Raw genomic sequence first — 23,447 nt, 5'->3', positions numbered from 1 at the left:
ATTCTTTCCGTTTCTTACGCAAGAAGTTCATCTGCAAGTTCTTCCATTGCAGTTACATCTGCATCTTTCATTGCAGATTTGATCGTAACAGTCTTTTCGCAGAGTGTGATCTTCTTCATTTTCTCTACATAACTCTTCATCACGCGTGCTGCTGTCGGAGCCCAGGAACCATTCTCGATAATTGCGATCTTACGGTTCTGGTAGTTCTTATTGGTCAGTTTGTTCAGGAAAGTTTCCATGCACGGGAACACACTTGCATCATAGGAAGCTGCTGCAAGAACCAGCTTGTCATAGCGAAATGCATCCTCGATTGCCTCTGCCATATCATCTCTGGAAAGGTCAGTGATCGCTACCTTCTTTGCACCTTTGGCTTCCAGGATCTCTTTCATCTTCTCTGCTGCCTTCTTGGTATTGCCATGGATCGATGCATAAGCAACCAGTACCCCGTCATCTTCCGGTTCATAGCTGCTCCATGTCATGTATTTTCCGATATAGTATCCCAGATTTTCTTTCAGGATCGGTCCATGAAGCGGGCAAATCGTCTGAATGTCCAGAGTCGCTGCTTTTTTCAGAAGTGCCTGTACCTGTGCACCGTATTTGCCTACGATATTGAAGTAGTATCTTCTTGCTTCACAAGACCAGTCCTCATCAGCATCCAGCGCACCGAATTTACCAAATCCATCTGCTGAGAACAGAATCTTCTCAGACTTTTCGTATTCGACCATAACTTCCGGCCAGTGAACCATCGGAGCCATAAAGAACTGAAGGGTATGGCTTCCAAGGGAAAGTTCTTCACCTTCTTTTACCGCAACTGCACGGTCTGCCAGATCTGCGATTTCAAAGAACTGTGGAAGCATTGCAATAGCTTTTGTACTTGCCACGATCTTGGCTTCCGGATATTTGTCTGCAAATTCTTTGATGCTTCCGGCATGATCCGGTTCCAGATGAGATACAACCAGATAATCCGGTGTTCTTCCATCCAGCACCCTCTCCAGATTCTCTTTCCATTCGTCTGTCTTTCTCGTATCAATCGTATCCATAACTGCGATCTTCTCGTCCAGGATCACATAAGAGTTGTAGGATACTCCGTTTGGAACGATGTACTGGCTCTCAAAGAGATCCAGATCCTTATCATCTGCTCCGATATATTTTACTGCATCTGAAATTACTATGTCTTTCATGTTAGTTCCTCCTTGTAATTGGTGATTGAAAAGATGTTAGGGGCAAAAAGTATTTTGACCCCTTTGATACCAGATTGCTACGTGCTTTGCACTCTCGCAATCTTCAAAATATACTCCGGCACGTAGTGTCTTTTATTCGGCAGGAAGTTCCTACAGAATTTCCTGTTAAATAAGAAAGCTGGAAATATTACATTCCAGCCCTCTTAATTTCCACTCTTAATAATACTATGGAAATAACACACTTTCAATAAAAAAAGCGTTTAATTTTTTCATATCTGTTCTCATTTTTTACGTTAACCGGCACACACCATCTGTTCCTGCTCGTAAATGTGAAACGGCGCATCAATCGGATTTTTCATATCCCAGAGATAATATCCACCCTCTTTATAATACACCGGAAGAGTCTCGCATCTTTTTACACTCCGGATCAGTTCCTGTACCGAACGGATCTCTCTTGGAAAATACGTTGCATAAAGTCCCAGCTTCTCCGGCACATGGCAATCACTTGATCCAACTGTTGCAAGTCCAAGCTCAGCCGCATATTCTGCCGCCTTTCGATTTGCCTCGTAAAGCGTGCTGCCGTTCAGCACTTCGATTCCATCAAGTCCCTTTACAATCTTCAGGTTCTCTTCCAGTCCCCTGTTATTATTGCGGAATGGATGGGCACTGAAACACATACCGCCCTGTGCCTGTACCAGATCTACAAACTCCTGTGCCGGTATTCTCTCTTTTGGATAATCCTCAATTCCAAATGCTACAATGTCTCCCTGCAGGGAATAAAATTCAATTCCGACAAAAATCGGAAATCCTGTTTTCTCCGAATACTCTGCCGCAAATTCCTTCAGTCCCATACTGTCATGATCCGTAATACAGATTCCATCAAGTCCTCTGTGCTTTGCGATCTCTACCATGTTCTCCAATCTTAAAAAGCTGTCCCCCGAATAACGCATCTCATGCATATGCATATCAATTATCAACTGTTAATAACCTCCTGTTAAAATGCCTTTTCATTTCTCTTTTCTTCATTTTAACATGTTGTTTTACAAAAAAATAATTGATAATTTACATGCAGAAATTCAATTATAGAGTTTTCCGATAAACACTCTGTTGCTCAAATATCTGCATAAGATGCACACAAAGTCCGTCCCACGAAATCTGCTCCAGATGCTCCTTTTTCGGCTTTGATCCAGGATATTTTGCGATCCCTTCGATGGCTCCGGCAAGTTTCTTTTCAAATACCGGAAGTTCTTCTTCCACAGGTTCATCTTCATTCACTCTTTTTGGCGGCTCTACAAAAACCACACCATTATCCGGAAGATTTTGATCGATCCAATTCCTGATCCCCGGAAGATCTGTACAGATCACATAGGTACCACATGCCAGAGCCTCAATGATCACAAGCGGAAGACCTTCATAAAAAGATGGCAGTACAAACACATCACTCTGATTCATCTTCTTCGCCAACTCCTGCTGTGTGATCTTCCCGGCAAAGGTAACTGCAAACGGACACTTTTCGGCAAGCTCCCGGATTTCCTGATATTCGTCCTCATCCCCGGCACCTCCTGCCAGTTCCAGAGAAATAATAAGACCGGAATCCTTCAGATAATCCAGCGAACGGATCAGACTTTTCACACCCTTTTTCTCTGAGATCTTTCCGGCAAAGATTAGTCTCAGCTCTTTTTCTTCTCCCTGTGAAGCCCCCATCTCCTGCCGGAAAACATCACTGTTATAGCCGGTTCCGATCACCCGCACCTTCTCTCTGATATGCTCCCCGTAAATTCCGCAGATCATCTCTTTCTGCTCCTCATGCAATGCAAAAATCCCATCCAGCGCAGGAATTCTCTGTAAAATGTATTCCCGGTTCTGTTCTGTCTTGCGGATCTGCCGCAGGTCGGATCCATGGGATACTCCATATACCTTTTTATCAGGAAACAGCTCTCTTACAATCGCTGTAAGGAGATACAGATGGTGACACAGGATCACGTCCGGATCCAACTCCTCCACTGCTTTTTTCAGTACCTCGCCAAATGCTTTCCGGAACGTTTCTGTCATCTCCTCTGTCAGGTCTGAATACCTGGTACTCGGATAAGGCATCTCGTCCGACATTCCCGTGATCGGATACGGTAACTGCTCCGATTCAAAATATACCGGATAAAAGCTTACCCCCTCCGGAAGACATACCTGATCAGCTTTTGTAACTCCCGCGATCACTGACTGGGTGATTCCCTTTTTTTTAAATCCTCTGACCAGTTCCGTCAGATAGATACCGCTTCCGGTACTGTCCGGCTTCTGCGCTGTGACACTTAATATTTTCATTCTTTTGTCCCTCTTACTTTGTTAAAATTTCCCTGTTACATGTATTTATTGCCGCAATGTAATCAATAAAAGCTGTACTCACCGTTTATCATTTATCCATGCTTTAATTATTCTCCAGTTTCTTTTTCACCTGTTTTTTTAGAAGTTCTTCCTTTCATTGGATGAAAATGTTCCGAAAGGAGAATGTTTTTGAGGATTGCGAGAGTGCAAAGCACGTAGCAATCTGGTATCAAAGGGGTCAAAATACCTTTGGGTCCCAACATCTTCATATGATTATATTAACATATAGTTGGAATCTGTAAAAGAGACGATCTCGATCCGGATATTTTCAACAGAAATATCTAAATACTGCTTCTTCTTTTCTTTTTCCGCTTTTTCCTTAAAATCCATAAAAAAAGCAAAAAAAGAAACCTTTTTGGTAAAGGTTCCTCTATTACTTCTATATATAACTGGTTTTATTATGTTTAACTAAATGCGGATGACAGGACTTGAACCTGCACCTCGTAGAGACTAGATCCTAAGTCTAGCGCGTCTGCCAGTTCCGCCACATCCGCATTTTTTTAGTCCCACAGATAACCATGGGACTAAATAAGTGAGCGTGCGGGGATTCGAACCCCGGACAACTTGATTAAAAGTCAAGTGCTCTACCACCTGAGCTACACGCCCGTAACTGGGCCAGCTGGATTCGAACCAGCGAGTGCAGGAGTCAAAGTCCTGTGCCTTACCGCTTGGCGATGACCCATTATCTTTATGTCTTAACATAGAATGCGCCATGGCACATTCCCGCGCCTGCGACAATCGCTTAACTTATGGCATCCCGTAATCTGCCAAAGCTCTCATATCCTGCCGGAGACTTTTATGATATCCACTCTTACAATGTCTATCATAAAAAAAATGCGAGCATTTCTGCTTGCCATTTCTTTCAAATATTATAATTTAAAGGGTGGATACAGGGATTCGAACCCTGGGCCTCCAGAGCCACAATCTGGCGCGCTAACCAACTGCGCTATACCCACCATATAAACGTGCTTGGAGGGATTCGAACCCCCGACCCACGGCTTAGAAGGCCGTTGCTCTATCCAACTGAGCTACAAACACACAACACTGAATTCTCAGTGTAAGCGGGTGATGGGAATCGAACCCACGTATCCAGCTTGGAAGGCTGGTGTTCTACCATTGAACTACACCCGCAGATCACATCGGGGTGACAGGATTCGAACCTGCGACCTCCTGGTCCCAAACCAGGCGCTCTAGCCAAGCTGAGCCACACCCCGTTGTTTATCTGTTTGTCATCTCCGTGACGACAAAAGTTATTATATTACAAGGTTTTCAAAAAGTCAACATGTTTTTTGAATTTTTTTAAAGAAATTTTTATTTTTCTTTTTCTTGTAAAAGACACGCATTTTTGCCCTTTTTTCAGCAAAAATACGTGCACCTACTCTAATCCAGATAATGAATCGTAAACTCCGCATTCCCGTCCTGATCCATCTCCATAATAATATAACTGCCTTTTCTGCCTTCCTGCCGTGGAAATGCCAGACTGCCCGGATTCAGCACTGTAATATCACCAAACTTTTTCAGATACGGTCTGTGTGTATGACCAAACATCACGATATCTGCATTTCTCGATCTTCCCTCATCCAGGATCCGCTCTACACCAAGAGACACCGAATACTGGTGTCCATGTGCCATAAATGCTTTTTTCTTGCCAAAATAAATCTCCATCTCCCGGAGATTGCGTGAGAAGAAATCATTATTCCCAGCCAGTATATACGCCGGACATCCGCAGAATGCCTCAATATAGTCTTCTCCGCCCTCTGTATCCCCGAGATGCACCAGATAATCAATCTTTCCAGCTTCCATGATTGCCCGGTCAAATGCAGTATGTCTTCCATGTGTATCACTAATAATCAATACTCTCATAACTTTTTCTCCATGATCTGTCTCATCATCCGAAGCGCTTCTCCTCTGTGGCTGAGTTCATTCTTCTTTTCCGGTGCAAGCTCTGCCGAGGTGCAACCGTATTCCGGCAGGAAAAAGATCGGATCGTAGCCAAATCCATTTGCTCCGGCGATTTCGTAACCAATACATCCTTCCATCGTTCCACGGACAACCTCTTTGTCCCCGTTCGGGAATACTGCCGCCACCGCACAGACAAACCTTGCTGTACGCTGCTTGTCCGGTACGCCCTTCATTCTTGAGAGCAGGAGGCTGTTCTTGATATCATACGAAGTATCGGTTCCCGCATAGCGTGCAGAATAGATTCCCGGTTCTTTATTCAGATAATCGATTTCCAGTCCGGAATCATCTGCCAGCACAATCGCATCCATCGCCCTCACTTTCGGCAGCTCTGCGATCGCTGAGGCTTTGATCATCGCATTTTCCTCAAAGGACTTTCCATCCTCTACGATATCAATGTCAACCCCGGCTTCCTTCATAGAAAGGATCTCCATCCCCAGATCCCGCAAGATCTGGCGGATCTCTGTCATTTTATTCTTATTACCCGTTGCAAAAATAATTTTCATCTGTAAATTCTTCTTTCTCTTACTGTTTTGGTTCTTTTGGGCGTTTCGGTGGCTTCGGACCTAAAAACTGATAAAAATAGGTCTTCAGCATACCATTATATATCTTCCGGTTCTTATCTGCTTTTCTTCCGAAATAACGTTCTGCATCCTCGTAACTGGTGATCATATATGCAGACCAGCTATCCAGCTTTTTAAAACTCTCACCAAATTCTCTGTATAACTGCGGCAGATCCTTTTTATCCTCCAGTCGCTCGCCATACGGCGGATTTGTAATGATAAAGCCATACTTCTTCGGGTGGCTTAAATCCTTTACCGCTCTTTCCTGAAAATGGATCAGATGGTCAACGCCTGCATCTTTGGCATTCTGTCTTGCTGCTTTTACTGCCTCCGGATTCAGGTCATATCCCTGAATATCAACCTGTACCTTCCGGTCGATCACATCATTTGCCTCATCCATTGCATCATACCATGCCTTTTTCGGAATCAGGTTCACCCATTCTTCTGCTGTAAAGGAACGGTTCATCCCCGGTGCAATATTAGCTGCCATCAAAGCCGCTTCGATTGGAAATGTTCCACTTCCGCAGAAAGGGTCTACCAGGATCCGGTCCTTGTGCCACGGTGTCAGCATGATCAGTGCGGATGCCAGTGTCTCTGTGATCGGTGCCTTTACGGTCATCTGACGATAACCTCTCTTATGTAAAGATACGCCGGAGGTATCTATCCCGATCGTCACGATATCTTTCATCAGAAATACACGGATCGGGTAAGCCGGTCCATCCTCCTGGAACCATTCTATCCCGTAGATCCGTCTCAGCCTTTCTACCATGGCTTTTTTCATGATCGACTGAATATCTGACGGGCTGAACAGCTTACTCTTTACAGATGCAGCCTTCGTCACCCAGAACTTTCCGTTCTTCGGAATATAATTCTCCCACGGAAGTACTCTTGTTTTCTCAAATAATTCATCAAATGTCTCTGCTTTAAACGAACCAACCTTAAGAAGAATTCTTTCTGCTGTCCGAAGGAACACGTTCGCATCGCAAATCGCCTGTGCATCTCCCCAGAAGCATACTCTTCCGTCTTCTACTGTTGATATCTCATATCCTAAATCCAGCACTTCCCGCTTCAGAACAGCTTCCATTCCGAAATGGCAGGGTGCTATCAGCTCCATTTTTTCCATTCCTTTTCCTTTCTCTACTCTGCAATCTGTTATAAACTATATTACGTTTTTCAGTTGCCTTTTGTCAAGTAGTGCGCTTGTACCACAAATTTTTTTAAGGAACCAGATTGCTACACCAAAAATAGAAAAGCAGCGGAATCCAAACCGCTGCTTTTTCATTCTTAACTGCTTTTCACTTTTTAATACTTATCACTTTCGTTATGGCAGGACTTTGAGCTGTCATATGCATTACGGTCTGATTCATATGCATTCTTTGCATTCCGGTTAGTCGTATTTTTACCGGATGCATTTTTATTGCCTGAATTTTTATTTGACTGATTCTTGCCGGAAGCATTTTCAGCATACGCATTCTTATTGGATCCATATGAATTTTTGTTTGTACTGTTTTCTGAAGCATTATAATTTTTTGCCATTGATAATTCCTCCTGACATTTTTTTGTACAAACATAGTATCTATCCTTTTCGTATTTTTATACATTTTTATTTTTATCTTGATTTTTAAATCGGTTTATATTATACTTTGTCGTGTAGAGATTTATTTTCTACAACCCCTTATTAATTATTTATACTCCCCTCAAACGCTCGATAGCTCCCCTATCGAGCGTTTAACGTTATATAACAGGCAGATCCTTTTTAAGTACTTGAACCTGCCATATAGAACATATAATCAAAAAGCCGGAGGCATAAGCTTCTTTTCATTGCAGAAGAATCTTATACATCCGGCTTTTTTAATTACCATCGCCTTCTCAGCATTCTGACCAGCAGTATGATCACCAGAAAAGGAATCAGTACCGGTGCGATCAGGCTTACAATCCCACTTATCACCGCAAAGATCACAACGATCACAGCCACAACCACAAGAATCAGCAGAAGTCTCTTCCACCAGCTATCCAGGCTCCACACATGGATATTGCTGCTTTCTTCTGTGCTGCTGTTGCCTCTGTAGGTCCTTCCATCCGAATCATAGATCACATCTTCTACACTTTCTTCTCTCTGCGCATCCACGATCGTCTTCGCAAGAATCCACGGATCTCCAAGTTCCGCCAGTACCTCACTTTCCGTTCTTCCTTTTCGGATCTCATCATCAATATACTGGCCGTAGTAGTTCAGATTCTCCTGCAGCACCTGTGGTGTCACACCGGAAGAAAGTTCAATTCTCAGTTTTTCAAGGAACTCTGCTTTCGTCATCTTTCTTTCTCCTCTATTCTCATTATTTCATTGTTTATAATTATATTCTGATGATACCAGGGTCAAAAACATGAGTAAGTAGCCATTTTTCAAAGAAAAATGAGCGGATTACGAATGTTTTTGAGGATTGTGAGAATGCAAAACACGTAGCAATCTGGTATCAAAGGGGTCAAAATACCTTTTGACCCCAACATCATTCTGATACAAAAATGTGCCTGTGATCATTACCCGCAACATCTTCCCTGTATCACAGTGCACATCCCGCCGGAGGCTTTCTATATCCGGAAATAAATTTCCGGATATAGAAAAGAACCTCAGACTTAGAGTAGCATAATTTCTGCTTCTTTCCAAGTCTAAGGTTCTTAAATTTCTATAAGTATTTTATATGTATTTTCTAAACTTCAAATAAAAGATCTCCGTAAGAAGGCATTGGCCATACTTCTTTATCCACGATCATTTCCAGTTCATCTACCGGTGTACGGAGTCCTTCCATAGCCGGAACTACGCTGAAGTGATAGAATTCAGACTGTACTTTTCCTTCTTCTTTTCCTGCTGCTTCTTCTGTGACTGCTTCCAGTTTCTTAAGGGCAGCCTTTGTTTCTGTCAGAAGTCCTGAGATGTCAGCAAGCATTTCAGCCTGTACATATGCATCTGCTCCGGCTTCTTTTACTGCAAGAACCGTATCTGCAAGCTCTTTTGTATATTTTACAACTGCAGGAATGATCTGTTTTGCAGCAATATCGATCATGGCCTTTGCTTCGATATTGATTGCCTTTGCATAGTTCTCGTATTTGATCTCTGCACGGGATTCCAGCTCTGCCTTGGTAAATACACCAAATTTTCCGAACAGTTCTACCGCTTTGTCAGTTGTCAGTGCCGGGATTGCTTCTACCATGGACTTGATATTCGGAAGTCCTCTCTTTTCTGCTTCAGCTACCCATTCGTCAGAATATCCGTTGCCGTTGAAGATAATTCTCTGATGATCTGTCAGATATTCTTTGATCAGGCTGTGTACAGCTGTATCAAAATCATCTGCTTTTTCCAGGACATCGCATGCCTCTGCAAATGCCTCTGCTACGATTGTATTCAGTACTACGTTTGATCCTGCAATGGAATCGCGGGAACCTACCATACGGAATTCAAATTTATTTCCGGTAAATGCAAATGGTGAAGTTCTGTTTCTGTCGGTTGCATCCTTTGTAAGATCCGGAAGGGTTGTTACACCTGTTTGCAGCTTTCCACCATTCAGGCTGTGTGTTGCCTCACCTGTACTGAGAAGCTGTTCTACAACGTCCTGAAGCTGTTCTCCAAGGAAGATAGAGATGATTGCCGGCGGTGCTTCGTTTGCTCCAAGTCTGTGGTCATTTCCCGGATCGGCAGCCGATTCACGAAGCAGATCTGCGTGTACATCAACTGCTTTCAGGATACATGCCAGTACCAGAAGGAACTGTACATTTTCATGAGGTGTCTTTCCCGGATCCAGCATATTGATTCCGTCATCTGTTGTGATAGACCAGTTGTTATGCTTACCAGATCCGTTGACTCCTGCAAACGGTTTCTCGTGAAGCAGACATTTCAGTCCATGCTCGCATGCTACCTTTTTCAATGTCTTCATGATGATCTGGTTGTGATCCACTGCAATATTGGCCTCTGCATAGATCGGTGCAAGTTCGTGCTGTGCAGGTGCTACTTCGTTGTGCTGTGTCTTTGCTGCAACGCCGAGTTTCCATAATTCTTCGTTGACATCTTTCATATAGGAAGCAACCCTCTGACGGATCGTTCCAAAGTAGTGATCGTCAAGCTCCTGTCCTTTCGGCGGCATTGCTCCGAAAAGTGTACGTCCTGTGTAAATAAGGTCTTTTCTCTGTAAGAATTTCTTTGCATCAACAAGGAAGTATTCCTGCTCCGGTCCTACAGAAGGTGTTACTTTCTTTGATGTTGTATTTCCGAACAGGCGAAGCAGTCTGATGGATTCTTTGTTGATTGCTTCCATAGATCTGAGAAGCGGTGTTTTTTCATCCAGTGCCTCACCTGTGTAAGAGCAGAATGCTGTCGGGATGCAAAGGATCGCTCCGGCTGCATCTTTTCTTACAAATGCCGGTGATGTACAATCCCATGCTGTATATCCTCTTGCTTCAAATGTAGCACGAAGTCCGCCTGACGGGAAAGAAGAAGCATCCGGCTCCCCTTTGATCAGTTCTTTTCCGGAAAAGCTCATCAGAACCTTTCCGCTTGGAAGCGGAGCTGAGATGAAGGAATCATGCTTTTCAGCAGTAACTCCTGTCAGTGGCTGGAACCAGTGTGTATAATGGGTTGCACCTTTTTCGATTGCCCATTCTTTCATCTCATGTGCAATTACATCTGCTGTCTCAAGATCCAGCTCTTTTCCTTCTTCAATTGTCTGTTTTAATTTTTTGTATACTTTTTTCGGAAGTCTCTCCTGCATTACTGCATCGTTAAAAACATCTTCGCCAAAAATTTCTGCCACGCTTAACCATTCACTACTCATAATTACCTTCCTTTCTCTAACGCAAAAAAACGAAGAAGCTCCACTTTGTGGAACTTCCTCGTTCATTGTGATCTCTGTTATTTAAGATACATTTACGATACTCTTTTTTCTTTCAAATTTCAAGACCAATTTTTTAATTTGTGTATATTTTCACAAAACTTCATAAGTTTTCAACTTCTTTTTCAACATTTATACCAGCCACTTCTTAGACCTCGAACAACAGATCTCCGTAAGAAGGCATCGGCCACATATTCTTGTTGACGATCATTTCCAGTTCATCCACTGGTTTTCTTAAAGCTTCCATTGCCGGTACAACTTTCTGCATGAAGAAGAATGCCTGTTCTTTTCCTTCTGTCTCCGGTACTTCTGCCACAACAGTTTCCAGTGCTCTGAGTGCTTCTTTTGTGTCTTTCAAAAGATCAGCCGACTGTACAAGAAGCTCTTCCTGTACACCTGTATATGCTGCAGCGCTTGCCTGTTTTACCTGGTTGATCGAATTAGCCAGCGAAGTTACATATTGGATCACAGCCGGAATAATATGCTTGCTTGCGATATCGATCATGGAACGTGCTTCAATGTTGATTGCCTTTGAGTATGCCTCATATTTGATCTCTGCACGGGATTCCAGTTCTGCACGGCTGAATACATCGAATTTTTCAAACATTTCAACCGCATTGTCATATGTCAGACATTCAATAGACTCTACCATGGTCTTAATATTCGGAAGTCCTCTTCTTTCGGCTTCCTTCACCCACTCATCAGAATATCCGTTGCCATTGAATACGATTCTCTGATGTTTGGATGCATATTCCTTGATCAGATCATGGACTGCAAGATCAAAATCTTCTGCTTTTTCGAGTACATCGCAGGCATCAGAGAAGGACTCAGCCACGATTGTATTTAATACTACATTCGGTGCTGCCACCGAGTCTCTGGATCCTACCATACGGAACTCAAATTTATTTCCTGTAAATGCGAATGGTGAAGTACGGTTTCTGTCAGTTGCATCCTTTGCAAAATCCGGAAGTGTACTTACACCGGTATGTAATTTGCCGCCTTTTAAGCTGTGTGCAGCTTCTCCGGTATCAATAAGCTGTGCAAGCACGTCTTCAAGCTGTTCTCCGAGGTATGCGGAAATAATTGCCGGCGGTGCTTCATTTGCTCCAAGTCTGTGATCGTTTCCTACGTCAGAAGCAGATTCACGGAGCAGGTCTGCATGCAGGTCTACTGCACGGAGAATACAGGTCAGAACCAAAAGGAACTGAATATTATCATGAGGTGTCTTTCCCGGATCCAGAATGTTGATCCCATCATCTGTAACCAGTGACCAGTTATTATGCTTTCCGGAACCATTTACACCTTCAAACGGCTTTTCGTGTAACAGGCATTGAAGATTATGGCGATATGCCACTTTCTTCAGCGTCTCCATGATCAGCTGATTATGGTCAACTGCTACGTTGCACTGTGCATAGATCGGCGCAAGCTCATGCTGTCCAGGTGCCACTTCGTTGTGCTGTGTCTTTGCAGCTACACCCATCTTCCAGAGTTCTTCATTGACATCAGTCATAAATGCTGCAATTCTCTCACGGATCGCACCAAAATAATGGTCATCCAGTTCCTGTCCCTTCGGAGGATTTGCTCCGAATAATGTACGTCCTGTAAATACAAGATCCTTTCTCTTAAGATATTTTTCTCTGTCTACCAGGAAATATTCCTGCTCAACTCCAACAGATGGTGTAACCTTTTGGGACGTTGTGTTTCCAAAAAGACGCAGAAGACGGATGGATTGTTTGTTGATTGCTTCCATAGAGCGAAGAAGAGGTGTCTTCTGATCCAATGCTTCTCCGGTATAGGAACAAAATGCCGTCGGTATATATAAAATCGATCTTTTCCCATCCGGACTCTTTTTAACAAATGCAGGCGATGTACAATCCCACGCTGTATAACCTCTTGCTTCAAATGTGGAACGCAGTCCTCCTGACGGGAAGGAAGATGCATCCGGTTCTCCTTTGATCAGCTCTTTTCCCGAAAACTCCATCAGGATCTTTCCATCTGACTTCGGTGCTGAAATAAACGAATCATGCTTTTCAGCTGTTGCTCCTGTAAGAGGCTGGAACCAGTGCGAATAGTGAGTGGCACCCTTTTCAATCGCCCACTCTTTCATCTCATGTGCAATAACGTCTGCTGTTGCAGCCTGAAGCTCTTTACCTTCTTCGATCGTCTTTTTCAGCTCTTTGTAAGTCTTCTTCGGAAGTCTTTCCTGCATAACAGCATCATTGAAGACGTTTTCTCCAAATATTTCTGCTACACTAATCCATTCGCTCATCCCATGTACCTCTCTTTTCTACTACTCATTTTCTACTACTTATATAAAACGGTCGTTTTTTGATTCAAATAAAGGAGTCTTGCACTTACGCAAAACTCCTTTTATACCGTTTTCTTCGGACGCCTTTGTCCATGATATTATCAAAAATCAGACTATTCAGCTTTTCCGTCAGAACCGAACAGAATCATTTTCTCTTTTACTTTTTCAACGATTGCATCTGCGCCCGGTTTCAGAAGTTTACGTGGATCGTATCCTTTTCCTTCAAGATCCTTTCCTGCTTCAATGTATTTGCGGGTAGCTTCTGCGAATACCAGCTGACATTCTGTATTAACATTGATCTTAGAAACTCCAAGGTCAATTGCTTTCTTAATCATATCATCCGGAATTCCTGTACCTCCGTGAAGTACGAGCGGAAGTTCTCCTGTGAGCTCCTGAACTGCTGCAAGAGTCTCAAAGCTGAGTCCTTTCCAGTTTGCCGGATATTTTCCATGAATGTTACCGATACCTGCTGCAAGGAAATCAACGCCAAGGTCTGCAATCATCTTGCATTCCTTAGGATCTGCGCATTCGCCCATTCCTACAACACCATCTTCTTCTCCACCGATAGAACCAACTTCTGCTTCGATAGAAAGTCCTTTTCCATGGCAAAGTTTAACAAGTTCTGTAGTCTTCTCAATGTTTTCTTCGATCGGATAATGAGATCCGTCAAACATAACTGATGAGAATCCTGCATCTATACATTTCAGGCAGCCTTCATAGCTACCATGATCAAGATGAAGTGCAACCGGAACCGAAATGTCCATTTCTTTGATCATTCCATTTACCATTCCTACAACTGTTCTGTATCCAGCCATGTACTTTCCTGCGCCTTCAGACACACCAAGAATAACCGGTGATCTTAATTCCTCAGCTGCAGTCAGAACTGCTTTAGTCCATTCAAGATCGTTGATATTAAACTGTCCTACTGCATAATGACCTGCTTTTGCTTTTTTTAACATCTCTGTTGCTGAAACTAACATTTTGTATTCCTCCACTTCTCTGTTAAAGGCTTTTATAGGCTGACCCCCAGGGGAATCGAACCCCTGATTCGACCGTGAGAGGGTCGCGTCTTGACCGCTTGACCAGGGGGCCAGATGTATGTTCATTAGCTGTCTGGCTAACTCACTTGCTTAGTATAACGTACTTCTTTTCATTTGACAAGACCTTTTTTTATTTTTTTACTGTTCCTCTTCCGGAACTACGATTTTAAGTGCCTGTTTCGCGTTCTTGATGCAGACACTGTCGTGTTCCCCACCGAACTCTCCATCCAGCGTCCATGGGATCTCTTCCACTGATTCAAAATGAATCTCACCTGTCTTAAATGAATAAATGTGCTTCGTATTGATCTGGCTGCTCAGAAGCGCCCCAATGATCTCCTGAAGCGCGAGCGGGTTCTTCGGTGTCCGGATCAGGGTAACCTCAAATTCTCCGTCATCAAAAACCACATTCTTCCCGATCATATTACGGAAACCGCCAACAGATCTGGAATTCGTCACCATACCATAAATAAATTCGTCCTCAATCGTTTCTCCGTCATGTGTCACTTTTAATTTATATGACGGGATATCAAAAATTCTGGTTGCTCCTTCCAGCACATATGCCAGATGTCCCAGAACATTCTTCATTTCCTGCTTTGTCTCATAAGATACATCCGTGAAGAGTCCGAATGCTGCAATGTACACGAACACATCTCCGTTAAACCGTCCGATGTCACAGGGAAATTCTTTCCCCCCTGCAGCTGTACTTGCCGCCTGGAGAAGATTCTTCGGGATATGGAGACTGCTCGCAAAGTCGTTGGTCGTTCCTGTCGGGATGTAACCGACCGGAATCTTTTTTTCTCTCTTCATCATTCCGGTTACGACCTCATCAAGTGTTCCGTCACCACCACTGCAGATCACACGGTCATACTCCTCTGTAAATGTCTTTACTTTATAATAAGCGTCTTTATATTTCTGCGTCGGATATACAACCACTTCATATCCTGCTTTTACAATAATGTCAATAATATCAGAAAGCTTCGGTTTTAAAAGTCCCTTTCCTGCATTCGGATTATAAATAAACAATGCTTTTTTCATACGTCCGTCCTCCTGTTATCTGTTCTTTTCTCTATAAGGGCTGTCCCCACAGCTCCTTACGGATACATGCATTATAGCATAAAGAGCCTGCTTTCGGCAGACTCTTCAAAGTTTTATGCAATTATCTGTTCTTAACGTTCACAAGAAACCTTTCGATACCAGCTGCTGCTTCCTTTTCATCTGTTCCGTTCGCAACAACGGTGATTTCCTCTCCCGGCATCAGTGTCAGACTCATCATCCCCATAATGCTCTTTGCATTGACTTGCTTCTGGTCAACTTCGATATATACCGAACTTGAATACTGACTAGCTTCCTGAACAAGAAGTGCAATCGGTCTGGCGTCTAATCCCTCGGACAATTGAATCTTAACAGGTTTTTTGATCATAATGTTCCTCCTTGCTTAGCCCTTATCTCTTCCGCCATTTCACTTAACTTGCGCAATCTGTGGTTCACTCCGGACTTGCCTACCGGATTTTGCAGAAGTGCGCCTAACTCTTTTAAAGATGCCTCCGGATATGTAAGTCTTGTAAGGGCCATGTCCTTCAATCCTTCCGGCAGCTTATCGAGTCCTTTTGTTTCCTCAATATACCTTATATCGTCGATCTGCTTTACAGCAGCGGAAACCGTTTTATTGATATTCGCAGTCTCGCAGTTCACTTTTCGATTCACCGTATTCCTCATATCTTTCAATATACGGATATTCTCCAACTCCATCAGTGACTGATGTGCCTCCATCACATTCAGCACATCCACGATCTGAGCTCCTTCTTTCAGATAAACCACAAATGATTTCTTCCTTGATACAATCTTTGCGTCCAGAGCAAAGCATCTCATTATCTTCTGAATCTGCTGCGCTTTTCCCATCGACGCACAGACAATTTCAAAATGATAGGACTTCTCCGGGTCGCTCATGGATCCCGATGCAAGAAAAACGCCACGCAGGAAAGACCGCTTACAGCAAGTCTCCTGAATCACGACATTCTTTACTACAGAAAGCTCTTCTTCCACGTCTCCATAAGGATTGAGCAGTTTTGCCGCCTGAAGCACCCTGATAGCATCTTCGTGTTTTTTTACAACTATATAATAGTAGCTGCTGCCTTTTTCCCGGTTCACCCGAATAGCGATATCAACCACTATATTAAACGTTCTTCTCAATAAAGTAAAGCTTTTTCTTGCAACTGCCAGATTTTCCGTATGAATCTTAAGTGCTGCATGACCTCTGCTGTCGATCATGACAGCCCCACACATACTGATGATCGCTGCAAGTTCTGCAATCTGGCAATGTCTTGCAGGACTTAGCTGACGCGATATTTCTTCTTTAATATTTCCAGAAAAAGACATACTATCACCTATTTTGCTTTCGTAATTGCATCTTTCTCGATATCACGATGCTCTTTTCTTACACCGTACTCTTTCTCTGCCACAGACAGCCGTTCATACAACTCATTGGCAAGTGTCACGGAGCGGTGTTTTCCGCCGGTACATCCGATTGCGATCACAAGCTGGTTCTTTCCTTCTGCAACATAGTTCGGAATCAGGAACTCAACCATGTCGACCAGCTTCTTCAGGAATTCTTTTGAAATATCGTTATTCATCACGTAATCCCTGACCGGCTTGTCATTGCCACTCTGCGGGCGAAGTTCATCAATATAATACGGATTCGGAAGGAATCTGACATCAAATACCAGGTCTGCATCACTCGGAATTCCATATTTAAATCCGAAAGATAACACAGTAATGTACAGATTCTTGTATTCTTTATTCTCGGCAAAAATACGGTTCAGTTCACTGCGCAGCTCCCTGGTCAGCATCCGGCTTGTATCCAGGATATAATCTGCCCTTTCTTTTAAAAAGGCAATTTTCTTACGTTCTTTGGCAATCCCGTTCTCAATTCTGCCGCCCTTTGAGAGTGGGTGGTTCCTTCTTGTCTCTTTATATCTTTTCACCAGTGTATCATCATTCGATTCAAGGAAAAGAATCTCCAGTGGTATCTTAGCTTTTTCAAGTTCGTCCAGAACCTGGTCCAATGCACGCAGATTCTGTCCACTGCGAATATCAAGTCCCAAAGCGATTTTCGTGATCTCACCATTTGGAACGATCAAAAGTTCTGTCAGTTTTGTCATTAAAGGAATTGGCATATTATCCACACAGAAATATCCCATGTCTTCCATCATTTTCAAAGTTGTACTTTTCCCTGCTCCGGACATTCCCGTTACAATTACGAATCTCATCCCTAAAATTCTCCTATTTGTTTCACTTCCGGTTCCATTGTAACACCGGTATCTTCTTTCACTTTCGCTGTTACCTGCCGGATCAGCTCCATCACATCAGCCGCCGTCGCATTTCCTTTATTGATCACAAATCCACTGTGTTTTTCAGAAACCTGTGCTCCACCTACTGTAAATCCTTTCAGACCACTATCCTGGATCAGTTTTCCTGCAAAATATCCTTCCGGACGCTTAAAGGTGCTGCCTGCACTCGGATACTCCAGCGGCTGCTTCGATACCCGCTTCTGACGGAGGTCATCCATCTGCGCTTTTATTTCTTCTTTTTTGCCTTCTGTAAGCGAAATCACGGCACCCAAAACGATATATCTTTTCTCCGGGATAATGCTTGTACGGTATCCGAGTCCCAGTTTTTCTGCCGGAAGCTCCATGATCTCGCCCTCTTCTGTCATAACCCTGACACTCGTCAGTACATCCTTCATCTCTCCGCCATACGCGCCGGCGTTCATCACAACCGCTCCGCCAAGCGTTCCCGGAATACCTGCTGCGAACTCAAATCCGGTCAGTGCTGCATCAAGTGCTGCATTTGCAATCTGCGCAAGCGAACATCCTGCCTGCGCCGTGATCTGATTTCCTTCTACCTGAAATGTTCCCATACTCTTATAAAGCTGGATAATCGCTCCTCTGAAGCCTTTGTCTCCAACCAGAAGGTTGCTTCCATTTCCTACTATATATATAGGTATCGAAAATCCCCGGCACACCCGAATTGTCTCTGCCAGTTCCTTTTCATTCGATGGCATGATAAAATAATCTGCCGGACCACCGATCCGGAAGGTTGTATGCTTCTTCATCGGTTCATCCTTCTGTATTTTGGCTGCATCGACCACATTATACAAACATGTCTCAAAATTCTGTTCCATTCTCTTCTCCTAGTATCTATAAATATTCTATGCCATTCTTCTCTTTTTATTTAACAGGAAATTGCCATTGGACCTCCCGCCAAATAGAAGTTACTACGTGCCAAAGCACGTTTTAATATCATCCTCATATGACGTAAGTGTCAAAAATAAATTTTGGCACTTACATCATATGATACACCAAAAAATATGCAAGTTCAACGCGCTCTTGCAAAATTAAGTGAAATGCGATATAGTAAGGCATAACATAGAAATTTTATCAATATTTTCAAAAAGGAGTGATTTTTAACTGTGGACTCGAGTGTCTCGCAAATACTTATTTTGCTAGTCCTGCTGCTCTTATCCGGCATATTTTCGTCAGCCGAGACAGCACTTACAACCTACAACAAAATCCGGATGCGTGCCCTTGCAGACGAGGGTAACAAGCGTGCCAGCACCGTACTTGCCGTAACTGAGAATTCAGGTAAAATGCTTAGCGCGATCCTCATCGGCAACAACATTGTTAATACTGCGGTAGCTTCCCTTGCCACCACAATCGCATACCGCCTTGGTGGAACCGCCGTCGCGATCGCAAGTGGGCTTATGACGCTTCTCATCATCCTTTTCGGAGAGATTACTCCGAAGACGATGGCAACCATTCATGCTGAGAAGATGTCTCTTTTCTACGCACCGGTTATCAATATTTTCATGAAGATCATGACTCCGTTTATCTTCATTGTAAACGGTCTCTCCACCGGTCTTCTGATGCTTCTTCGCATCGATCCGAATGCCAAAGACAATACCATGACCGAAGCTGAACTCCGAAGTGTGGTAAATGTCAGCCATCAGGACGGCGTGATCGAATCAGATGAAAAAGAGATGATCTACAATGTGTTTGATCTCGGTGATGCCATTGCCAAAGACGTCATGGTTCCCCGTGTCAACGTAACTTTTGCTGATATTGACAGCAGTTACGACGAACTGATCGACCTGTTCCGGGAAGACAAATTCACCCGTCTTCCGGTTTACCAGGAGACAAAAGATAATGTTGTCGGAACGATCAATATGAAAGATCTTCTTCTTTATGACAGTAAGAAAAGTGAGTTCCAGATTAAAGACATTCTCCGTGAAGCCTACTTCACTTATGAATACAAGAGCATTTCCGAGCTTCTTGTTGAAATGCGCCAGGCCTCTTTCAATATCGCAATTGTCCTGGATGAATACGGTGAAACATCCGGTCTGATCACCCTGGAAGATATCCTTGAAGAGATTGTTGGCGAAATCCACGATGAATATGATGAGAATGAAGAAGAAAATATCAAAGCGGTAGGCAAACACGAATATATTATTGAAGGTTCTACCAATCTTGACGATCTCAATGATTCCCTGGATCTGAATCTGGAATCGGAAGATTATGATTCTCTCGGAGGCTTTATCATCGAAAAGCTGGATCGTCTTCCAAAAGCCGGTGACTCTGTTTCCACCGAAGACGGAATCCGTATGGTCGTAGAAAAGCTCGATAAAAACCGGATTGAGACAGTTCATCTGTATCTTCCGGAGAATTACCGCGAACATACGTCTGACTCGTTGGAAACTGACGACTAAGCAGACCTCCCGGGAAGAAATCCTGACAGATTTTTTCTTTATATTTTGCAGGATATACAATAATTTTAGGGCAGTCCAAAGTGGACTGCCTTTTTCTTTTTCGTATTTCGTTATTTTTTAAACAATTTTTTTAAGAAATATTGGTTTTTTATTGATTTTATTGCGTAATTATGTATAATTATGGTAAATGGGTGAAGAATTTTACTTCATCAGATGATAAAATCTGCGCTCACAGCTTTTATCATTTAACCATTTAACTAGAATTAGGAGAAAGAGGTTAATTGCAATGGCAGAAATCAATTTAAGCAAGTATGGTATTACTGGAACAACAGAAATCGTGCACAACCCTTCTTACGAATTACTGTTTGAAGAAGAAACAAAAGCAGGTCTTGAGGGATTTGAAAAAGGTCAGGTCAGCGAACTCGGTGCTGTGAACGTAATGACAGGTGTATACACCGGACGTTCCCCTAAAGACAAATTCATCGTAGTTGATGAAAACTCTAAAGACACTGTATGGTGGACTTCAGACGAATATAAGAATGACAACCATCCGGCTTCACAGGAAGCATGGGAAGCTGTAAAGGAGATCGCCAAGAAAGAACTTTCTAACAAGAAACTTTATGTTGTAGATGCATTCTGCGGCGCTAACAAAGATACACGTATGGCAATCCGTTTCATCGTTGAAGTTGCTTGGCAGGCTCATTTTGTAACAAACATGTTCATCAAGCCAACAGCTGAAGAACTTGAAAGCTTCGAGCCTGACTTCGTAGTATACAACGCTTCTAAAGCAAAAGTTGAAAACTACAAAGAACTTGGACTTAACTCTGAAACAGCTGTTTTATTCAATATCACAAGCAAAGAACAGGTTATCGTTAATACATGGTACGGCGGAGAGATGAAGAAAGGTATGTTCTCTATGATGAACTACTACCTCCCACTTAAGGGAATCGCTGCTATGCACTGCTCAGCAAACACTGATCTGAACGGCGAAAACACAGCTATCTTCTTCGGTCTTTCAGGAACAGGTAAAACTACACTTTCTACAGACCCGAAGCGTCTCCTCATCGGTGATGATGAACATGGCTGGGATGACAACGGTGTATTCAACTTTGAAGGTGGATGCTACGCTAAGGTTATCAACCTTGACAAAGAATCTGAACCAGATATCTACAACGCAATCAGACGTGACGCTCTTCTTGAGAACGTAACTCTTGATGCTGAAGGAAAAATTGATTTTGCTGATAAGAGTGTAACAGAAAATACACGTGTATCTTATCCGATTAACCACATTGAAAATATTGTACGTCCGGTTTCTTCTGCACCGGCAGCTAAGAATGTAATCTTCCTGTCTGCAGACGCTTTCGGAGTACTTCCACCGGTATCTGTACTGACGCCGGAACAGACACAGTACTACTTCCTGTCTGGATTCACAGCTAAGCTTGCCGGTACAGAACGTGGAATCACAGAACCGACACCAACATTCTCTGCTTGCTTCGGACAGGCATTCCTTGAACTGCATCCGACAAAATATGCAGAAGAACTTGTTAAGAAGATGGAAAAGAGCGGAGCAAAAGCTTACCTCGTTAACACAGGATGGAACGGAACAGGAAAACGTATCTCTATCAAAGATACTCGTGGTATCATCGATGCAATCCTGAACGGAGACATCTTAAATGCACCGACCAAGAAAATTCCTTACTTCAACTTTGAAGTACCTACAGAACTTCCGGGCGTTGATTCAGGAATCCTTGATCCTCGCGACACATATGCTGATGCTTCTGAATGGGAAGAAAAAGCTAAGGATCTTGCTGCAAGATTCGTTAAGAACTTCGCTAAATACGAAGGAAATGCTGCTGGTAAAGCACTTGTATCTGCTGGACCGCAGGCTTAAATGCAAAATTAGAAGATGGATGTGGGAGAGTTTCTCCTGCATCCATTTTTTTGTGTATACGATGAGCCAAGTGCAGATTTGTGCTTGCACAAGGATCTGCATTTGGCGAATGTACATCATCGAGCTGTCAAGCGAGATGGTGTACAAAGTATACCAATCGAGTAGGCGTCAGCTTACTCGATTGTGCAAAGGGACGATGGAGAGGCTGCAATAACCTCTCCCTCTGGTTTTTCAAGACAAAACAGAATGGAATGATTTATAAGAAACAGAACCCACAGCCATCTTCGGGCTGTGGGTTCTGTTGACTGTTGAAGTTTGTTGGTTGCAGATATTCCTTTCGTACTTTTAAAGTATGACGATAGTGTAATATCAACTACATGTATTTACGTAAAATAATTTTTTTCTGCAGTATATTTCTACTTCTCTTCCGGGGGAAGTTCTTCACCGGCTAGTTTTAAGATGTTGCTAATCTCATCTTCGGTGATGCCGGCGAATTCTTCCAGCTCGTCTACGCTGACTTTTCGGCCGAGTTCATCGGAAAGTTTTTTGATCTGTTCATCAAGGTCGTTGACTTTTTCTACCATGCGGTTATCTTGTTTTTTAGTCTCTTCCTGAGATTCAAGAAGTGCCTGCATGCTTTCTTTTGCCATGCTTAAAAGGGCTTCGGTATCATCTGCATGGTCTTCCATGGCGAGCATGAGTCCCATGTTGCCTTCCTGGACGAGATCTCCGATGTAGATATCTGCCCTGTGCATCTCTTTTGCCATGGTGAGGATTGCCGGTAGGAGTTCTTTTAATGGATCCCCATCTCTTAATCCTTTCAGATCCTGCTCGTAAAGGTTTAAATAATTCTGTTCTTCCTGGGTATATCGGATCGGTTCTTCGGTGTTTTCTGCATTTTTGATCGAACCACCGGCTTTGACGTAGCCTTTTACGATTACTTTCTTGGAAAGAAGATAATCAAATACAAGCTCCATCTGTTCTGCTGATAAATTGTCTTCTGCGAAGTAAGCTTCGACTGTGGCTTTGTCTGTGATGTTATTCTGGCTTTCACACAGGGTAAGGATCCCTGCAAGTTTTTCACGAAATTCTAATCTTTCTGCCATATTTTGATTCTCCCGATTCTATAATATATGAATATATTTTTCTTGTTCTTCCGGTCAAGAAAGACAAGAAACGTAATCAACAAACTAATGATTGCTTTCCTGTAGCATATCGCTACAAATCTATCATAACATTATATTTCCTACCTGACAATTTATTTTTCTGCAATCTGGTATCAAGAGCAACTAAATGCTTTTTGTCTGATTGTTTTGTTCGATATATTCAGCTATTTTTTCTAAGAGATATGTGCCGCCTGCTATGATTGTGATACCTCCGATGATTCCGATGATAAATGGTGCCATAACTGTCATTCCTTCCGTTTTTGTTTATGTGGGTTTCTTTTGACAGTTTTATTGTATTAAATCTACGGGTGCAGAACTATCATGG

Annotated in this window: 20 protein-coding genes and 8 tRNA genes; 2 read left to right on the top strand and 26 right to left on the bottom strand. The window is 43.0% G+C overall.

What is annotated here, in order from left to right:
• Window positions 1-14: 14 nt before the first annotated feature.
• The 24 genes from PGY05_RS08125 to murB form a co-directional block, all read right to left on the bottom strand.
• Complete coding sequence (locus PGY05_RS08125; protein ID WP_270475649.1) at window positions 15-1,181, bottom strand: FprA family A-type flavoprotein; 1,167 nt, start codon at window positions 1,179-1,181, stop codon at window positions 15-17.
• Between the two features lie 293 nt (window positions 1,182-1,474).
• Window positions 1,475-2,158, bottom strand: a complete 684-nt coding sequence (locus PGY05_RS08120) for a PHP domain-containing protein (RefSeq protein WP_215686323.1) — start codon at window positions 2,156-2,158, stop codon at window positions 1,475-1,477.
• 103 nt (window positions 2,159-2,261) lie between these two features.
• Window positions 2,262-3,497 (bottom strand): glycosyltransferase family 4 protein, encoded by a 1,236-nt coding sequence (locus PGY05_RS08115; protein WP_270475648.1) that lies wholly within the window; start codon window positions 3,495-3,497, stop codon window positions 2,262-2,264.
• Window positions 3,498-3,970: 473 nt separating this feature from the next.
• Window positions 3,971-4,051: transfer RNA gene (locus PGY05_RS08110), tRNA-Leu, on the bottom strand.
• A 39-nt stretch (window positions 4,052-4,090) separates the two neighbouring features.
• A tRNA-Lys gene (locus tag PGY05_RS08105) sits at window positions 4,091-4,163 on the bottom strand.
• A 4-nt stretch (window positions 4,164-4,167) separates the two neighbouring features.
• Window positions 4,168-4,239, bottom strand: a tRNA-Gln gene (locus tag PGY05_RS08100).
• A gap of 200 nt (window positions 4,240-4,439) precedes the next feature.
• Window positions 4,440-4,513, bottom strand: a tRNA-His gene (locus tag PGY05_RS08095).
• A gap of 8 nt (window positions 4,514-4,521) precedes the next feature.
• Window positions 4,522-4,595: transfer RNA gene (locus PGY05_RS08090), tRNA-Arg, on the bottom strand.
• Window positions 4,596-4,617: 22 nt separating this feature from the next.
• Window positions 4,618-4,688, bottom strand: a tRNA-Gly gene (locus PGY05_RS08085).
• Window positions 4,689-4,696: 8 nt separating this feature from the next.
• Window positions 4,697-4,771: transfer RNA gene (locus PGY05_RS08080), tRNA-Pro, on the bottom strand.
• A gap of 166 nt (window positions 4,772-4,937) precedes the next feature.
• Window positions 4,938-5,420, bottom strand: a complete 483-nt coding sequence (locus PGY05_RS08075) for a metallophosphoesterase family protein (protein ID WP_022219966.1) — start codon at window positions 5,418-5,420, stop codon at window positions 4,938-4,940.
• Entirely contained in the window at window positions 5,417-6,022 is a 606-nt protein-coding gene (gene rdgB / locus PGY05_RS08070) for an RdgB/HAM1 family non-canonical purine NTP pyrophosphatase (protein WP_270475647.1), read from the bottom strand. The genes PGY05_RS08075 and rdgB overlap by 4 nt, the downstream gene beginning before the upstream one ends.
• A 19-nt stretch (window positions 6,023-6,041) precedes the next feature.
• Window positions 6,042-7,202 carry a THUMP domain-containing class I SAM-dependent RNA methyltransferase gene (locus PGY05_RS08065; protein WP_022219968.1) on the bottom strand — a complete coding sequence of 387 codons (1,161 nt, stop codon included), beginning with the start codon at window positions 7,200-7,202 and terminating at the stop codon, window positions 6,042-6,044.
• Between the two features lie 179 nt (window positions 7,203-7,381).
• Window positions 7,382-7,615 (bottom strand): hypothetical protein, encoded by a 234-nt coding sequence (locus PGY05_RS08060; RefSeq protein ID WP_022219969.1) that lies wholly within the window; start codon window positions 7,613-7,615, stop codon window positions 7,382-7,384.
• 319 nt (window positions 7,616-7,934) lie between these two features.
• Complete coding sequence (locus PGY05_RS08055; protein ID WP_270475645.1) at window positions 7,935-8,390, bottom strand: DUF1700 domain-containing protein; 456 nt, start codon at window positions 8,388-8,390, stop codon at window positions 7,935-7,937.
• 394 nt (window positions 8,391-8,784) lie between these two features.
• A complete protein-coding gene (locus PGY05_RS08050) occupies window positions 8,785-10,899 on the bottom strand; it encodes a glutamine synthetase III family protein (RefSeq protein WP_270475644.1) in 2,115 nt (704 codons plus the stop codon).
• A gap of 205 nt (window positions 10,900-11,104) precedes the next feature.
• The gene (locus tag PGY05_RS08045) at window positions 11,105-13,225 is read right to left on the bottom strand and encodes a glutamine synthetase III family protein (protein ID WP_022219973.1); all 2,121 of its coding nucleotides are present in this window, start codon (window positions 13,223-13,225) and stop codon (window positions 11,105-11,107) included.
• Between the two features lie 152 nt (window positions 13,226-13,377).
• Complete coding sequence (gene fba, locus PGY05_RS08040; RefSeq protein ID WP_022219974.1) at window positions 13,378-14,244, bottom strand: class II fructose-1,6-bisphosphate aldolase; 867 nt, start codon at window positions 14,242-14,244, stop codon at window positions 13,378-13,380.
• 40 nt (window positions 14,245-14,284) lie between these two features.
• Window positions 14,285-14,356: transfer RNA gene (locus PGY05_RS08035), tRNA-Glu, on the bottom strand.
• Window positions 14,357-14,442: 86 nt separating this feature from the next.
• Window positions 14,443-15,339 carry a diacylglycerol/lipid kinase family protein gene (locus tag PGY05_RS08030; RefSeq protein ID WP_022219975.1) on the bottom strand — a complete coding sequence of 299 codons (897 nt, stop codon included), beginning with the start codon at window positions 15,337-15,339 and terminating at the stop codon, window positions 14,443-14,445.
• 121 nt (window positions 15,340-15,460) lie between these two features.
• Window positions 15,461-15,724, bottom strand: a complete 264-nt coding sequence (locus PGY05_RS08025; RefSeq protein WP_008372676.1) for an HPr family phosphocarrier protein — start codon at window positions 15,722-15,724, stop codon at window positions 15,461-15,463.
• Window positions 15,721-16,680, bottom strand: coding sequence for a DNA-binding protein WhiA (gene whiA, locus PGY05_RS08020; protein ID WP_022219976.1), 960 nt, complete (start codon window positions 16,678-16,680; stop codon window positions 15,721-15,723). The genes PGY05_RS08025 and whiA overlap by 4 nt, the downstream gene beginning before the upstream one ends.
• A gap of 8 nt (window positions 16,681-16,688) precedes the next feature.
• Window positions 16,689-17,570 carry an RNase adapter RapZ gene (rapZ, locus tag PGY05_RS08015; protein WP_022219977.1) on the bottom strand — a complete coding sequence of 294 codons (882 nt, stop codon included), beginning with the start codon at window positions 17,568-17,570 and terminating at the stop codon, window positions 16,689-16,691.
• 2 nt (window positions 17,571-17,572) lie between these two features.
• Entirely contained in the window at window positions 17,573-18,484 is a 912-nt protein-coding gene (gene murB, locus PGY05_RS08010) for a UDP-N-acetylmuramate dehydrogenase (protein WP_270475643.1), read from the bottom strand.
• A 288-nt stretch (window positions 18,485-18,772) separates the two neighbouring features.
• Here murB and PGY05_RS08005 point away from each other — a divergent pair, with 288 nt between their 5' ends.
• Entirely contained in the window at window positions 18,773-20,065 is a 1,293-nt protein-coding gene (locus PGY05_RS08005; protein ID WP_022219978.1) for an HlyC/CorC family transporter, read from the top strand.
• A gap of 286 nt (window positions 20,066-20,351) precedes the next feature.
• A complete protein-coding gene (gene pckA / locus PGY05_RS08000; RefSeq protein WP_270475642.1) occupies window positions 20,352-21,956 on the top strand; it encodes a phosphoenolpyruvate carboxykinase (ATP) in 1,605 nt (534 codons plus the stop codon).
• A 416-nt stretch (window positions 21,957-22,372) separates the two neighbouring features.
• Here pckA and PGY05_RS07995 read toward each other — a convergent pair whose 3' ends face one another.
• Entirely contained in the window at window positions 22,373-23,062 is a 690-nt protein-coding gene (locus PGY05_RS07995) for a hypothetical protein (protein ID WP_022220390.1), read from the bottom strand.
• Between the two features lie 183 nt (window positions 23,063-23,245).
• On the bottom strand, window positions 23,246-23,371 hold the full coding sequence (locus tag PGY05_RS07990) for a hypothetical protein (protein ID WP_270475641.1): 126 nt from the start codon (window positions 23,369-23,371) through the stop codon (window positions 23,246-23,248).
• Window positions 23,372-23,447: the final 76 nt, after the last annotated feature.

The organism is Coprococcus sp. AF51-11b1, from assembly GCF_027682785.1.
In the GTDB taxonomy this organism is placed as follows: Bacteria; Bacillota; Clostridia; order Lachnospirales; family Lachnospiraceae; genus Allocoprococcus; species Allocoprococcus comes.
Note: the sequence above shows the minus strand (reverse complement) of the source record. Positions and strands in the feature narration are given on the sequence as shown.